Source organism: Sphingobium sp. PNB (assembly GCF_019873065.1).
GTDB classification, from domain to species: Bacteria; Pseudomonadota; Alphaproteobacteria; order Sphingomonadales; family Sphingomonadaceae; genus Sphingobium; species Sphingobium fuliginis.
The window spans coordinates 1-14,900 of record NZ_JAINEZ010000065.1 but is presented as its reverse complement, the minus strand read 5'-3'; the positions used below and the strand labels follow the sequence as shown (position 1 = coordinate 14,900).

The 14,900-nt window shown below is 67.3% G+C and carries 11 protein-coding genes; 5 read left to right on the top strand and 6 right to left on the bottom strand.

All coding sequences use genetic code 11. The features are described from left to right. Positions 1–19 precede the first annotated feature (19 nt). Entirely contained in the window at positions 20–829 is an 810-nt protein-coding gene (locus K7W03_RS19145) for a DODA-type extradiol aromatic ring-opening family dioxygenase (protein WP_222887086.1), read from the top strand. A gap of 21 nt (positions 830–850) precedes the next feature. Here K7W03_RS19145 and K7W03_RS19140 read toward each other — a convergent pair whose 3' ends face one another. The 3 genes from K7W03_RS19140 to K7W03_RS19130 all read right to left on the bottom strand — a co-directional run bounded on the left by K7W03_RS19140 (position 851) and on the right by K7W03_RS19130 (position 3,291). Further along, positions 851–1,387 (bottom strand): (2Fe-2S)-binding protein, encoded by a 537-nt coding sequence (locus tag K7W03_RS19140; RefSeq protein ID WP_025547336.1) that lies wholly within the window; start codon positions 1,385–1,387, stop codon positions 851–853. Further along, positions 1,384–1,860, bottom strand: coding sequence for a DUF2721 domain-containing protein (locus K7W03_RS19135; protein ID WP_025547338.1), 477 nt, complete (start codon positions 1,858–1,860; stop codon positions 1,384–1,386). The genes K7W03_RS19140 and K7W03_RS19135 overlap by 4 nt, the downstream gene beginning before the upstream one ends. Before the next feature lie 222 nt (positions 1,861–2,082). Next, positions 2,083–3,291 (bottom strand): LL-diaminopimelate aminotransferase, encoded by a 1,209-nt coding sequence (locus K7W03_RS19130; protein ID WP_025547340.1) that lies wholly within the window; start codon positions 3,289–3,291, stop codon positions 2,083–2,085. Positions 3,292–3,430: 139 nt separating this feature from the next. Between K7W03_RS19130 and K7W03_RS19125 the strand changes: the two genes are divergently transcribed. The 4 genes from K7W03_RS19125 (at position 3,431) to K7W03_RS19110 (ending at position 7,960) form a co-directional block, all read left to right on the top strand. Further along, on the top strand, positions 3,431–5,170 hold the full coding sequence (locus K7W03_RS19125) for a PHA/PHB synthase family protein (RefSeq protein ID WP_099186373.1): 1,740 nt from the start codon (positions 3,431–3,433) through the stop codon (positions 5,168–5,170). A gap of 152 nt (positions 5,171–5,322) precedes the next feature. After that, entirely contained in the window at positions 5,323–6,225 is a 903-nt protein-coding gene (locus K7W03_RS19120; protein ID WP_025547342.1) for a phasin family protein, read from the top strand. A 328-nt stretch (positions 6,226–6,553) separates the two neighbouring features. Continuing rightward, complete coding sequence (locus tag K7W03_RS19115; protein WP_025547343.1) at positions 6,554–7,384, top strand: sulfite exporter TauE/SafE family protein; 831 nt, start codon at positions 6,554–6,556, stop codon at positions 7,382–7,384. 210 nt (positions 7,385–7,594) lie between these two features. Beyond that, the gene (locus K7W03_RS19110) at positions 7,595–7,960 is read left to right on the top strand and encodes a hypothetical protein (protein ID WP_025547345.1); all 366 of its coding nucleotides are present in this window, start codon (positions 7,595–7,597) and stop codon (positions 7,958–7,960) included. Positions 7,961–8,106: 146 nt separating this feature from the next. Here the strand turns inward: K7W03_RS19110 and K7W03_RS19105 are convergent, their stop codons facing one another. From K7W03_RS19105 to K7W03_RS19095, 3 genes are read right to left on the bottom strand one after another with little or no spacing between them, the layout of a single operon-like run. Then, complete coding sequence (locus K7W03_RS19105; RefSeq protein WP_222887085.1) at positions 8,107–8,997, bottom strand: transglutaminase family protein; 891 nt, start codon at positions 8,995–8,997, stop codon at positions 8,107–8,109. After that, a complete protein-coding gene (locus K7W03_RS19100) occupies positions 8,994–11,465 on the bottom strand; it encodes a circularly permuted type 2 ATP-grasp protein (RefSeq protein WP_222887084.1) in 2,472 nt (823 codons plus the stop codon). The genes K7W03_RS19105 and K7W03_RS19100 overlap by 4 nt, the downstream gene beginning before the upstream one ends. Then, positions 11,462–14,791, bottom strand: a complete 3,330-nt coding sequence (locus K7W03_RS19095) for a DUF2126 domain-containing protein (protein ID WP_222887083.1) — start codon at positions 14,789–14,791, stop codon at positions 11,462–11,464. The genes K7W03_RS19100 and K7W03_RS19095 overlap by 4 nt, the downstream gene beginning before the upstream one ends. Positions 14,792–14,900 lie beyond the last annotated feature (109 nt).

The following is a 14,900-nucleotide window of genomic DNA, read 5'->3' as shown; positions in this document are numbered from 1 at the left end:
TCCATCCGATCTCATGGGCATGAGACAACCGACTCTCTTCATCCCCCATGGCGGCGGCCCCTGCTTCTTCATGGACCCCAGCGACCCCGATCGCCCGCATTGCGACCCGATGTGGCGGCCGATGCAGGACTATCTGGCGGGCATCGTCGCGACCCTGCCCGAACGCCCCCGTGCGATCCTGCTGGTCTCCGGCCATTGGGAGGAAAGCCGGTTCACCGTCCATGACGGCGAAAGGCCCGGCCTGCTGTTCGACTATTACGGCTTTCCACCGCACACATATGCGCTCCGCTGGGACGCGCCCGGCGCGCCCGCGCTCGCCCGCCGCGCCGCCGGCCTGCTGGAACAGGCGGGCTTCCCCACCGGCAGGGAGGATGCGCGCGGCTGGGACCATGGCGTCTTCATCCCGATGAAGGTCGCCCTGCCGCAGGCCGACATCCCCGTCGCCCAGCTCTCGCTTCGCGGCGATCTCGATCCCGACGCGCATCTCGCCGCCGGCCGGGCGCTCGCGCCGCTGCGCGACGAGGGCGTCCTCATCATCGGATCGGGAATGAGCTTCCACAATCTGCGCGTGCGCGGCGCGCAGGCGATCCAGCCTTCGATGCTCTGGGACGAAGCCCTGACCGCCGCCGTCACCGACCCCGATCCGGCCAGCCGGGCGCAGCGCGTCGCCGCCTGGGCCGACCTGCCCCATGCCCGCTTCGCCCATCCGCGCGAGGAACATCTCCTGCCGCTGATGGTCGCCCTGGGCGCGGGCGGGGAGGATGCGGCCGTGCGCGACCACGCCAGCAATGTGCTGGGCTGGGCCGTGTCGGGCTACCGCTTCGGCTGAACGGCAGGAACGCGGATGGCCTCAGGGCTTCCGCAGCGCCGGAACCGCCTTCGCCGCTTCGTCCGGCGTGATGCCGGAGGGCGGCACGGCGTCCACCACTTCCTCGCCCCGCATCACCCGTCCCGCCCGCTGGATCGCACCTCGCAACCGGGGGTAGATGCCGCACCGGCAGATATTGGTGATCGCCGCGTCGATCTCCTCGTCGCCCGGATCGCTGGTCCGCCGCAGCAGCACCGACGCCGCCATGATGACGCCGGGGATGCAGTAACCGCATTGCGAGACATTGTCCGCCGCGAACACCTGTTGCAGCGGATGGCCGCGGTCGGGCGACAATCCCTCTATGGTGGTGACGAACTTGCCCTCCGTGGCGGCGATCGTCACCTGGCAGGAGCGTACGGCTTCCCCGTCTATGTCGACCGTGCAGGCGCCGCAATCGCCCGTGCCGCAGCCATATTTCGTCCCGGTCAGGTTCGATGCGTCGCGCAGCGCCCACAGCAGCGGCGTCGCCGGGTCCATGCGATATTGGACGGGCCGGTCATTGACCGTGAACTTCGTCATCCCGCGCCCTCTTCCTCGACCTTGTGATAGAGCACCTCGTTGCGGATGTGGATGGTGCGCGAGGCGAGCCGGATTTCCTGGATGAACGTGCCGAAGGCCGCCGCCTGCAACACCATGGCCAGGATGAAGAGGATCGCGATCGGCGTGCCCAGATGCACCCCGAACAGATTGGCCGCGAACAGCAGGATGACCACCAGGCAGACGGCGCAGGCCGACGCCACCGACAGGAAGATCGCGCCGTTGACCACGCTCATCCGCCGGTCCAGCACGCGGATTTCGCTGACCATCCGGTCATGTTCCTTGCCGCGCGACGCGAGGATCTTCTCCTCCACCTTCCGCGCCCGGTCGATGATCCGCGCCAGCCGCCCGACGCAGACGTTCAGGAACGCCCCGATGCCCGCAAGCAGGAAGACGGGAGCCAAAGCGAGCTGAATAGTCTGTGCGACCTGGGAAACCTGGGGGAGTGCGATCATCGTTTCACAGCAGCGCAGCGCGAAGGAAATGGCAAGGGTTGAAATGATGGCATGGGGCTCACGCCATCATGACTTGAAGGAAACGCGCTCCTGCGAAGGCAGGAGCCCAGTTCCGCCGTCCGGGCATCACTCAACCCTCCGAACCGGGCTGCATGCGAGCCGCCTGTCCCGCTTCAGCGCCTCCGCAGGAGCATAATCCTATATTCCTCAGGCCTATATTCCTCAGGCAGCGCCCTTGGCCGGCGTGTTGACGCCCATGGACTTCAGATAGTGCCGGATATTGCGCGCGGCCTGCCGCAGCCGCTGCTCATTCTCCACCATGGCGATGCGGACATAGCCCTCGCCATCCTCGCCATAGCCGACCCCCGGCGCGACCGCGACCTTGGCATGGGTAAGGAGCTGCTTGGAAAATTCCAGGCTCCCCATGTCCTTGAGGGCAGGGGGCAGCGGCGCCCAGGCGAACATCGACGCCTTGGGCGCGGGAATGTCCCAGCCCGCCCGGCCAAAGGCCTCCACCATCACGTCGCGGCGCTTGTGGTAGAGTTCGCGGTTCTTCTGCACGATGTCCTGCGGCCCGTTCAATGCCGCGCAGGCCGCCGCCTGGATCGGCGTGAACGCGCCATAGTCCAGATAGGACTTCACCCGCTTCAACGCCGCGATCAGTTGCCGGTTGCCCACGGCGAAGCCGATGCGCCAGCCCGCCATGGAATAGGTCTTGCTGAGCGAGGTGAACTCGACCGCGACATCCTTGGCGCCCGGCACCTGCAGGATGGAGGGCGTCGGATTGCCGTCATAATAAAGCTCGGAATAGGCAAGGTCGCTCAGCACCCAGACCTTGTTCTCCTTCGCCCAGGCGACCAGCCGCTCGTAGAAGGCGAGGTCGACCGTCTCCGCCGTCGGATTGCTGGGATAGCCCACCACCAGGATCGACGGACGCGGCACGGTGAAGGCCATGGCCCGTTCCAGCGACTGCCAATAATGTTCGTCCGGCGTGGTCGGCACGGATCGGATGGTCGCGCCCGCGATGATGAAGCCGAACATGTGGATCGGATAGCTGGGATTGGGCGCCAGCACGACGTCGCCCGGCGCGGTGATCGCGGTGGCCAGGCTGGCGAGGCCTTCCTTCGACCCCATGGTCACGACCACCTCGGTCTCCGGGTCCAGATCGACGCCGAAGCGGCGGCCATAATAATTGGCCTGCGCCCGGCGCAGCCCCGGAATCCCCATCGACTGGGAATAGCCGTGCGCGCTCGGCTTCTGCGCGACCTCGCACAGCTTGGCGATGACATGGTCGGGCGGCGGCAGGTCGGGATTGCCCATGCCTAAGTCGATAATGTCCTCACCCGCGGCGCGTGCGGCGGCCCGCATCGCGTTCACTTCGGCGATGACATAGGGCGGCAGACGCTTCATGCGGTAGAATTCTTCGGACATTGGGGCTTTCCTGAAAGCTCGCTGTAAGGAATAGTGCGTGACGCGCATTCGGCTTGTCACGATCCGGCTATAACCCGCCAGCCCGCGACACGCCAGAGAAAGCGGCGGACCGGACCATGCCAGGCGAAGGAAGGTGGCCATGAAAGCACAGGACGTCATGGAACCCCATCTCCCCACGCTGGAGGACATGCAGCAATGGACGCAGGTGCTGGGCCGGGCGCAGCAGTTGCTGCTGGAACAGGCGGCGGGCGCGACCGGGCGCACGCTGCCCTTCGATCCCGAAGCCGTGGCGCGCATCCAGACCGGCTTCGCCGACGAAGGCCTCGCCCTGTGGCAGCGTTTCCTGGATTCCGGCGGCCTGCTGCGCGACCAGCCGGAGCCGCCGCCCTCGGGCAGCCCGGCCGCCGCGCGCGACCGCCGCTTCGCCGACCCGGCCTGGACCGAGCATCCCTTCTACGACCTGATCCGGCAGAGCTATCTGCTGCTCTCCGATTATCTGATGAAGCTGGCCGACGCGGTGGACGGCGTCGATCCGAAGCAGAAGGCAAAGCTGCGCTTCGCCACCACCGGCCTGCTCGACGCCATCGCCCCCAGCAATTTCCCGCTGACCAACCCGCTGGTCGTGCAGAAGACGATCCAGAGCGGCGGCGAGAATCTGGTCAAGGGCCTCCAGCACATGCTGGCCGATCTGGAAAAGGGCCAGCTCACCCACACGGACGGCACGGCGTTCGAGCTTGGCCGCAACATCGCCTCCACGCCGGGCAAGGTGATCAGGGAAACGCCGCTCTACCAGTTGATCCACTATGCCCCGACGACGGACAAGGTGCTGGAAACGCCGCTGATCATCTTCCCGCCATGGATCAACCGCTTCTACATTCTCGACCTGTCGCCGGAAAAAAGCTTCGTCAAATGGGCCGTGGACCAGGGGATCAGCGTCTTCCTGGTGTCGTGGAAATCGGCCGACGCCTCGATGAAGGACCTGGTCTGGGACGATTATATACTGAACGGCCAGATCGACGCGATCGACACGGTGCGCGACCTGCTGGGCGTGCCCGGCGTCCACGCCATCGGCTATTGCGTCGCGGGCACCACCCTTGCCGCCACGCTGGCGCTGCTGGCGGCGCGGGGGGAGGGGGAAAAGGTCGCCAGCGCCACCTTCTTCACCGCCCAGGTCGATTTCAGCAAGGCGGGGGACCTCAGCCTGTTCGTCGATGACGAGCAGATGAAGATGGTGGAGCAGCTTTCCTCCGGCGGCTTCCTCGACGGGCGCTACATGGCCGCGACCTTCAACCTGCTGCGCGGGCGCGACCTCATCTGGAACTATGTGGTCAACAATTACCTGCTGGGGCAGGATTATCCGCCCTTCGACCTGCTCTACTGGAATGGCGACACCACCAACCTGCCGGCGCGCTGGCACAGGGATTATCTGACCCAGCTCTATCGCGACAACCTGCTGGTCCGGCCGGGCGCGATCAGTGTCGCGGGCACGCCCATCGACCTGCGCCGGGTCAGGACCCCCGCCTATGTGCAGGCAGGACGGGAAGATCATATCGCCCCGCTGGAAAGCGTGTGGAAACTGACCGAACATTTCTCCGGCCCGATCCGTTTCCTGCTGGCGGGGTCGGGGCATATAGCGGGCGTGGTGAACCCGCCCGCCGCCGGCAAATATCAATATTGGACCTGCACCGAATCGCAGCCCACCCTGGAGGCCTTCCTTGCACAGGCGAAGGAGACGAAGGGGAGCTGGTGGCCCGACTGGATCGAGTGGATTCGCGGGCAGACCCCCGCCACGGTCCCGGTGAAGGGCGCCCGCCGCCCGGGCAGGGGCCGACTCAAGGCCATTGAGGATGCGCCCGGCCGCTATGTGAAAACCCGTTAGTTCCTTCACATGGGACAGGGGGGGCAGGGTTTGCGGCAGCCCGCCTCGTTGCAGCGACGGGCCGTATGAGGCATTTTTGTTGCACTGCACAAAACACTTGCAACCGCATTTCGATCCCTATATTGTGCACTGCAACAAATGGAGGTTGGTCCATGGCCGTTACCCCAAAGCCAGTGCGTAAGAAGCCTGCCGCCAAGAAGGCGTCGTCGTCGACCCTGTCCGCCAGTGAGGCGCTCAAGGCCGCCGAAGCTGCGATCAAGGCCCCGGCCCAGACGAAGGCGAAGCCCGCCGTCAGGAAACCGGCGCCGCCCAAGCCCGTCGCTCCAGCCCCCAGGCCGGCGCCCGTGGCGAAGGCCGATCCGGTGGCGGTGATCGCGGCGACCACGGCGGTGGACGCCGCGCCTGAGCCCGAGCTGGTGAAGGATGCGACGCCCGAACCCACCCCCGTCGCCGCGGCGCCGGCGGTGAAGACGCCGAAGTTTGAGCCGGTTGCGGAACCGAAGCCGACCGAACCGGAGCTATGGAAGAGCCTGTCGTCCAAGGCCGGGCCGCTAGAGCCCATGTTGCTGCCCGCCACAGAAGGAACGAAGATGATGAACGACGTGATCGAGACCGGAAAGAAATTCGCTGAAGAAACCAAGGCCAAGCTCGAAACGGTCTATGCCGACCTGAACGAGAAGGCGAAGGTGAGCGTCGAGAAGTCGACCAAGGCGATCGAGGAGTTCAGCGACATCGCCAAGGGCAATGTCGAAGCGCTGGTCGAATCCGGCAAGATCGCGGCCAAGGGCTTTGAGACCCTGGGCCAGGAAGCCGTGGACTACAGCCGCAAGAGCTTCGAAAAGGCGACTGCCTCGTTCAAGAGCTTCTCGACCGTGAAGACGCCGACCGAATTCTTCCAGCTCCAGAGCCAGCTGCTCTCCAGCAGCTTCGACGAATTCACCAAGGAAGCGGCCAAGAGCAGCGAAGCGCTGATCAAGCTGGCCGGCGACGTGGCCTCGCCGCTGACCGCCCGCGTGACCGTGGTGACCGACAAGGTGAAGGCGCTCGCCGCCTGATCCCCTCGGTTTTCTGAAACAGGGAAACGGCTCCGTGATCGGGGCCGTTTTCTTTTTTGCGAAGCGCGCAGATGCCCGGTCCGGGCCCTGGTATCCACCCGCATCCTTTCCCGCTTCCCCACAATATTGCGCCTTTCCTTTGCGGGTTCCCCAACGTCGTTCGTCTTGGGAAGATGTGGGGCAGTTGATCGTCCCCGCCACTTACATTCCGCCGAAGAGAGGCATGGGTTTCCATCATGGTCGATTGCACAGCTTCCGCCGCCTTGATCCACCAGGGCATCTTCCCCCATAACGCCGCCCGCACGGCACCGGCAGGGGAGCAGCGCTGATGCACGGTGACGTGATGACCTGGCTTTTGCCGCTGGTCGCGATGCTGGGGGCGGGACTGTTCGCCGGTTTCGCGGCGGGGATTTTCGGGATCGGCGGCGGCTTCGTGGTGGTGCCTGCGCTGTTCGTGGTGCTGCCGCTGCTGGGCGGCACGCATGACGCCATCGCCCATGTCGCCATCGGCACGTCGGCGGCGACGATCATCGTGACGTCGATCCGTTCCCTCCTCGCCCATGCCAAGCGCGGCGCGGTGGAGTTCGAGGTGCTCAAGACCTGGGCGCCGTGGATCATCCTGGGCGACGGCGCGGGCGTGCTGCTGGCCGGCCATGTCGACGGACGCATCCTGACCATGATCTTCGCGATCGGCGTGTTCCTGATGTCGCTCAACTTCCTGCTGCCCAAGGTCGGCGGCAAGGTGATCAGCGACACCATGCCCTCGGGCATCGCCCGCGTCGGCATCGCCGGGGGCCTGGGCACCTTCTCCGCCCTGCTCGGCATCGGCGGCGGCACCATCGCCATCATGGTGATGACGCTGTGCGGCCGCTCGATCCACCGCGCGATCGCCACCGCGTCGGGCATCGGCACGCTCATCGCCATTCCCAGCGCCATCGGCTTCGCGCTGATCGGCCTCAAGGAAGGCGGCCTGCCCTGGGGATCGCTGGGCTATGTCAACATCCCCGCGACGCTCGCCATCGCCTCCATGTCCGTGCTCACCGCGCCGCTGGGCGTCGCCGTCGCGCACGCCATGCCCGCCGCCCCGCTCAAGAAGATCTTCGGCGTCTATCTGGTGATCATCGCCTTCGTCATGTTCCGCAACGCGATCCGCATGTGACCCGCTTCCCCTTCCCGCCCATGGCCGCTGCAAGGGCCATGGGCGGGATTTTGCCATAACCTTTTGAAATTAGAGTAATTTCCGGCCGGTTTCCCTTTTCCGCCGATCGCCGCGGGGATGCGCTTCATCCATTCTGCACAACCGTTCATGCGCAAAATCCCTTTCCTCGCACGTTGACCCCCCATCGGGACGAGGAAGAGGAGAAGAGACATGAAACGCTCGACTGTCGCCAGCGCCCTTGCCATGCTCGCCATGGCGCCGCTTTCCGCAACGGCCATGCCCCATGGCGCGATGAGCTATGAGGAAAGGCTCGCCGCGATGGAGGACGACATGACCCTGCCCGCGCCGATTGCGGGCGTGCAGAATAAATATTGGTTCAACTATCGCACCGATGTTGCGGAGGCCCGCAAGGAACTGGCCCACGACCTGCGCCACGCCACCGATGCGGAGGATGAGCGCGACGCCTGGGACGAATATCGCGCGGAACTGGCCGACGCCCGCCGCGACTATGCGAAGGAAATGCGCGAGAAGGGCTATCGCACCGGGCAGGTGCGGGTCCACGGCTCCGGTCGCTGACCATGACATGGGCTGGAGGGTGGTAGAGCCGCCAGAGCATCGTGCGCAAAACCGGTTCCCACTTTTGCGCACGATGCTCTGGAAAGGATGCGGCAGAAAGCCGGAGCGCGCTGCGTCCGATTGGCGCAGCGCGCTTCAGGCGCGTCTCACGCCGCTTCATCCTCCGGCATGACGTCCACCATTACCTGCACGCTCTGGCCCGCGCCGCCGACGAACAGCCCGTCCATCGGCGCGACATCGGCATAGTCCCGCCCCATGGCGACGAACAGATGCCCGTCCCCGGCGATCACGCCGTTGGTCGGATCGAGGCCGATCCACCCCCGCGCCGGCCCGCACCACAGCATCGCCCAGGCATGCATGGCGTCCGCGCCCACCAGCCGCGCCATGCCCGGCGGCGGATCGGTGCGCAGATAGCCGCTGACATAGGCGGCGGGCAGCCCGAACCAGCGCAACGCCGCCACCATCACATGGGCAAAGTCCTGGCACACCCCATGGCGCGCCGCAAAGGCCTCCGCCACCGGCGTCGCCGCATCGGTCGCCCCGCTCACATAGGCGAATTCGCCCTTGATCCGCTGCGCCAGTTCCACCGCCGCCTCGACAATCGGCCGCCCGGGGACAAGCAAATCCGCCGCCCAATCCCCGATCTCCGCCACCAGCGGCACGCGCTGCGAGGCGTGGAGATAATGGGCCGGCCCCGCCGGTCCCATGTCCCGCGCCACCAGCGCCGCCTCCGCCACCGCGCCGACGGTGGGATCATCGTCCCGCGCTTCCGCCGCTGGCCCGCCCTGCACCCCGGCGCGAAAGCTGCTGTCGATGCTGATCCGGCGCAGCGGGCTGTCGATCTCCAGCCGGGCGACATGCACCGGCCATGCCCCCGGCCGCGATTCGATGGAGGAAGGCGCCGGATCGACCGCCAGATGATAGTCCGACGTCCACTGCCCCGGCCAGGGCGCGGGCCGCAGCCGCAGGTTCAGGCGCGCCAGTTGCACCGGCGCATCATAATGCACGATGGTCTGATGCCGGATGCGATAGATCATGACAGCAGGCTGACGCCCTCGCTCTTTTCCTTGCGACGCTGCAGGAAATAGCGCTGCCCGATGGCGTCCGACAGTTCCAGCAACCGGCTCTCCGCCTCCGCCAGATCCGCCATGCCGAGCACATCCCCCGTCAGCGGCGCCAGCCGCGCCGCCAGCATCGCCGCCAGCCGTTGGGGCTCCTCGGGCATGCCGTCGCCATGCAGCGTCGGCAGCGCCCCGACATGCTCCGCCAGCCTCTCCGCCTGATAGACGATGGAGCGCGGATTATGCGGCTCCAGCGCCACCAGATCGCGCACCGGCGCCAGGGCGGGCCCGGCCAGATAGCGGTTGCGATAGCTGATCTGGCTGTCGTTGAGGTCCAGCAGCACGGTCAGGTCGTCCGCCGAAGCCCCGTCGCCCCCGAACAGCATCGCCAGACGGCAGCCATTGATCGCCCGCTCCATCCGCCGCCCCATGTCGTGGAAGCGCCACCCCTCGGTCCGTCCCATATTCTCCGCCGCCAGCCCCGACAGCGCTGAAATCCGCTCGATCATCCGGGATGACGCCTTCAGCAGGGTCTCCGTCACCCCGCCGTCGAAATCGGGCAGGGGCAGCCGCACCAGCCGCCAATAATCCACCGCCAGCCGGTCGCGCAGCCCTTCCCCTATGCCCGCCACCGCCGCCAGCAGGGCCCGCACGCTGCCCGGCTGCGCGCCATCGCCCAACGCCTGCGCGCAGAGCGGCCCGACCGCCCCCGCAACAGCCGGGATCGCGCCCCAGGACGCAAGCTGTCCCATCAGCCGGTCCATGGCGGGCGATCCCACCGCCGGCCCCAGATCGGCTTCGATGGACCCGCCGACGATCGCCCGGATCACCCGCGCCGTCATCTCCATCCGCTCGATATAGCGCCCCAGCCAATAGAGATTGTCCGCCGCCTTGGCGGGCAGCATGCCGCCCACACGCCGGATCGCCGGAGCCGCCGCCGACAGCCCGTCCTGCGGCACCGGCTTGCCGTCCAGCACGCACATGTCCGCCGACAGGTCGCCTTCGCCCATCAGCGCGGCGCGAATGTCGCCATGCGCCGCCAGCCGCGCAAAGGCGCCCGGCATGATCCGCCATTGCCCCAGCTCGTCCCGCGCCAGGAACACCCGCAGGGTGAAGGGCAGGGCGGTCAGCCTGCCCCCGACGATCGCGGGCGTGGTCGACAGCCGCACCACTTCCTGCCCGACATAATCCATCGGCCGCCGCGCCATCGCCTCCAGCAGGGCCGCCCGCTGCGCCGCATCCATCCCCGATCCGGGCAGGAACCGCGTTCCCGTCAGCCCCGCCACGTCCCGGTCGAAGGCCGATCCCACCACCAGCTCGTCCATCGCCCCCGCCACATGCGCCCGCTCGGCCGCCTGCCCGCACCACCATGTCGCGATATTGGGCAGGATGAGGTCCGTCCCCAGCACCTCCCGCGCCAGCCCCGGCAGGAAGGCCGCCATCGCCCGGGATTCGATCACGCCCACGCCCGGCCAGTTGGCCAGCATCAGCCCGCCCTTGACGCAGGCGTCGAACAGGTCCGGCACGCCGATCCGCGATTCCGCGTCGAACGCCAGCGGATCGAGGAAGCGGCTGTCCATCCAGCGCCAGAGGCCATCGACCCGCTTCAGTCCCTGGATCGTCCGCACGAACAATTGCCCGTCCGACACGATCAGGTCGTCACCCTCGACCAGCAACAGGCCCAGATAGCGCGCCAGATGCGCCTGCTCGGCATAGCTCTGGTTGAACCGCCCCGGCGACAGCAGCCCGATGCGTGGATCGCTCCGCTCGCAATCCGCCGCTAGCCCGCGCCGCAAATCGCTCAGGAACGGCGCCAGCCGCCGCACATTGAGCGCGCCCAGCAGGTCCCCGGTCGCCCGCGACAGGGCCAGCCGGTTCTCCAGCGCATAACCCACGCCCACCGGCGTCCGCACCCGGTCCGCCAGCACGCGCCAATCGCCCTGCGGCCCCCGTGCCAGATCGGCGGCGTAGAAATGGACGAAATGCCCATGCGGCGGCGGCGCGCCGGTCATCACCCGCCAATGATGCGGGCTGCCGGTGATGACGCTCGCTGGCAGCTTCCCATCGCGGACCAGCGACTGGGTGGAATAGATGTCGCTGATCACCCGCTCCAGCAACTGCGCCCGCTGGATCAGCCCCTGCTCGATATGCGTCCATTCCCGCGCCCCGATCAGCAGCGGAATGGGGCTGAGCGGCCAGGGCCTTTCCTGCTGGTCCCCGGTCAGCCGGAACGCCAGCCCCAGGTCGACCGCCTGCCGCTCGACATTGCCCGCCAGCACCGCCGGATCGCCCTGCGCCTGCGCCGACAGCCGTTCCAGCATCGTCCGCCAGTGCCCGGCCATCTCCGCGCTCGCTCCGGCGAACAGGTCGCCCTCCGGCGCCCGCGCCAGATAGGCGTCGGCCCAACCGGCCGCTTCCACGACAGGGGCGCTCGCCACGGTCATGGATGCCGGAAACGCAGGTCCAGCGTCATCGGAAATTCGCCCGGGGCCTCGGCGGGCGGCATGTCGACCGGCCCCGGCGTATGGCCATGGTCCTGAAACCGCGCCTTGCGCCGCGCCTCCGCCTCATAGGCGTTGATCGGCAGCGTGTCGTAATTGCGCCCGCCCGGATGCGCGACATGATAGACGCAGCCGCCCAGCGACCGCCCGCTCCAGCTATCCAGCACGTCGAAGGTCAACGGCGCGTTGACCGGCAGGGCAGGGTGCAGGCAGGCGGCCGGCGCCCAGGCCTTGTACCGCACGCCGCCCACCGCCTCGCCCGGCACGGCGGTCGGCGTCATCGGCACCCGCCGCCCGTTGCAGGCGACGACATGCCGCCCCGCGACCAGCCCCGTCGCCCGCACCTGCAACCGCTCCGTCGAACTGTCGACATAGCGCACCGTGCCCCCAATCGCCCCGGTCTCGCCCAGCACGTTCCACGGCTCCAGCGCATGGGCAATCTCCAGCCCCACGCCGCCCGCATCCACCGCGCCATGCACCGGAAAACGGAACTGCCGCTGCGCCTCGAACCAGTTGGGATCGAACGCGTAACCCGCACCGCGCAGGTCGCCCAGCACCTCCAGAAAATCCGCCCAGACGAAATGCGGCAGCATGAAACGGTCGTGGAGCGCCGTCCCCCAGCGCACCAGACTGCCCTGCTGCGGCTGCCGCCAGAACCACGCCGTCAGCGCCCGCAACAGCAATTGCTGGGCAAGGCTCATCCTCGGCTCCGGCGGCATTTCGAAGCCCCGAAACTCCAGCAGCCCCAGCCGCCCGGTCGGCCCGTCGGGGGAGAACATCTTGTCGATGCAGATTTCGGTGCGATGGGTGTTGCCCGTCACATCGACCAGCAGATTGCGGAACAGCCGGTCCACCAGCCATGGCGGCGGCGCATCGCCATCACCGGGAGCAGGCACCTGCGCCAGCGCGATCTCCAGCTCGTACAGCCCGTCATGCCGCGCCTCATCGATGCGCGGCGCCTGGCTGGTCGGCCCGATGCACAGCCCCGAAAACAGATAGGACAGCGAAGGATGCCGCTGCCAGTACAGCACGAAACTCTTCAGCAGATCGGGCCGCCGGATGAAGGGCGAATCGTTCAAACTCGGCCCCCCCAGCACGATATGATTGCCGCCCCCGGTCCCCACCGAACGCCCGTCCACCATGAACTTGTCGGCGGTAAGGTCGCAGGTCCGCGCCAGCGCATAGAGCCGCTCGGTGATCTCCACCGTCTCGTCCCAGCTTGACGAAGGCTGGATATTCACCTCGATCACGCCGGGATCGGGCGTGGCCTTCAGCACCTGCAAACGCGGATCGGGCGGCGGCGCATAGCCCTCTATCCGCACCGGAAGCCGCATCGCCTCCGCCGCGCCCTCGACCTGCGCGATCAGTTCCAGATAATCCTCCAGCGCCTCCACCGGCGGCAGGAAGACGGACAGGAAATGCCCCCTCGGCTCCACCGTCACGGCGGTGCGCACCGCCCCCTCGATATGGAACTGCTCGACCCGCTCCTGCGCCACGGCCCCGCCCGGCGCGTCGGGCACCCGCTGCACCGGCTGGGCGTGAACCTCGTCCACCGTCGCCCGGAAATCCGGCAAAGGCCCGCGCGGCTCGCTCGGATCGCGGGGATGGATATAGGGAAAGGCCGCCTCCGGCACATGCGGCAAAGACCCCAGGGGCAGGCGATAGCCCAGCGCCGAATCCCCCGGCACCGCGAACAGCCGCCCGCGCCGCAATTGCCAAATCTCGCTCTGCCAGCGCGGCGTCGCGGCCTGAGCCTGCCACCGCTGCACCGGCAGCACATAGCCGACCGGCTGGTCCAGCCCCCGCTCGAACGCCCGCACCATCCGCGCCCGCGCCTCCGGATCGCTGATCTTGGGATCGTCGGGAGAGGTGTTGACCGGCAGGTCCGCCTCCTTGACCGCCCACACCGCCGGGTCTTCATAAACCGGCTGGATATGATCGGCGGAAAAGCCCATCGCCCCCGCCATATGCGCGATGAAGGCCTGCGCATCCTCCGCCGTCACCGCCCGCGCGTCCTCCGGCGCGACCTCATCCGCTATCAGCGCCGCATCGCGCCAGATCGGCACCCCGTCCTGCCGCCAATAGACCGCATAGGCCCAGCGCGGCAGGCTCTCGCCCGGATACCATTTGCCCTGCCCATGATGCAGCATCCCGCCCGGCGCGAAGGCCTCCCGCAGCCCCCGGATCAGCCGGTCGGCATAACCCGCCTTGGTCGGCCCCACGGCATCGCCGTTCCACTCGCCCGCATCGCCGCCATTCTCCGCCACGAAGGTCGGCTCGCCCCCGGTCGTCAGCCGCACGTCCTGCGCGATCAGATCGGCGTCCACCTGCGCGCCCAGCGCCATCACCGCATCCCAGCGTGCATCGGTGAAGGGCTTGGTGATCCGCACCGCCTCGGCAATGCGGCTCACCCCCATGGAAAAGTGAAAGTCGACCTCCGCCGGTTCCGCCATGCCGCTGATCGGCGCGGCGGACCGATAATGCGGCGTCGCGCAGAGCGGAATATGCCCCTCTCCGGCGAACATCCCCGAAGTCGCGTCCAGCGCCACCCAACCCGCGCCCGGCACATAGGCCTCCGCCCAGGCGTGGAGATCGACCACGTCCTGCGAAACCCCCTTCGGCCCCTCCAGCGGCTCGACATCGGCCACAAGCTGGATCGAGTATCCCGATACGAAGCGCGCCGCAAAGCCCAGCCGCCGCAGCAACTGCACCAGCAGCCAGGCCGAATCCCGGCACGACCCGGTGCCGATCTCCAGCGTCTCCTCCGGCGACTGCACCCCGGCCTCCATCCGGATCACATAGCCGACCCGTTGCTGAAGCTGCCGGTTCACCTCGACCAGAAAGTCGATCGTCCGCCCCTCAAACCCCTTGTGGCTCTCCACCAGAGCCTCGAACAGCGGCCCCTGATCCTCCAGGTCGAAATAGGCGGCGAGGTCGGTCTTCAACTGCTCGTCATAGGCGAAGGGATACTCCTCCGCATAAGGCTCCACGAAGAAATCGAACGGATTGATGATGTCGAGATCGGCCAGCAGGTCGACCTCGACGGAGAAACGGTCGACCGGCTCGGGAAAGACGATCCGCGCCAGCCAGTTGCCATGCGGGTCCTGCTGCCAGTTCAGGAAATGCCCCGGCGGATCGATCTTCAACGCATAATTGGGGATTTTCGTCCGGCTGTGCGGCGCGGGCCGCAACCGGATCACCTGCGGCCCAAGCGTGATCGGGCGACTGTAGCGATAGGACGTCAGGTGGTGGAGCGCGGCCTTCAGCATGAAAGCGATGAAACGCCACCCCCTGCTGCAATGCAATATGGAATCGCTTCGGCGGCAAAGAAACTGAATTTATATATAGAAGCCCCTCCCCTTCAGGGGAGGGGTTGGG

Bases quoted from the DNA above. Each gene is read 5' to 3' on its own strand.
- K7W03_RS19145 (WP_222887086.1), top strand. From the start codon at position 20: ATGAGACAACCGACTCTCTTCATCCCCCATGGCGGCGGCCCCTGCTTC.
- K7W03_RS19140 (WP_025547336.1), bottom strand. From the start codon at position 1,387: ATGACGAAGTTCACGGTCAATGACCGGCCCGTCCAATATCGCATGGAC.
- K7W03_RS19135 (WP_025547338.1), bottom strand. From the start codon at position 1,860: ATGATCGCACTCCCCCAGGTTTCCCAGGTCGCACAGACTATTCAGCTC.
- K7W03_RS19130 (WP_025547340.1), bottom strand. From the start codon at position 3,291: ATGTCCGAAGAATTCTACCGCATGAAGCGTCTGCCGCCCTATGTCATC.
- K7W03_RS19125 (WP_099186373.1), top strand. From the start codon at position 3,431: ATGAAAGCACAGGACGTCATGGAACCCCATCTCCCCACGCTGGAGGAC.
- K7W03_RS19120 (WP_025547342.1), top strand. From the start codon at position 5,323: ATGGCCGTTACCCCAAAGCCAGTGCGTAAGAAGCCTGCCGCCAAGAAG.
- K7W03_RS19115 (WP_025547343.1), top strand. From the start codon at position 6,554: ATGCACGGTGACGTGATGACCTGGCTTTTGCCGCTGGTCGCGATGCTG.
- K7W03_RS19110 (WP_025547345.1), top strand. From the start codon at position 7,595: ATGAAACGCTCGACTGTCGCCAGCGCCCTTGCCATGCTCGCCATGGCG.
- K7W03_RS19105 (WP_222887085.1), bottom strand. From the start codon at position 8,997: ATGATCTATCGCATCCGGCATCAGACCATCGTGCATTATGATGCGCCG.
- K7W03_RS19100 (WP_222887084.1), bottom strand. From the start codon at position 11,465: ATGACCGTGGCGAGCGCCCCTGTCGTGGAAGCGGCCGGTTGGGCCGAC.
- K7W03_RS19095 (WP_222887083.1), bottom strand. From the start codon at position 14,791: ATGCTGAAGGCCGCGCTCCACCACCTGACGTCCTATCGCTACAGTCGC.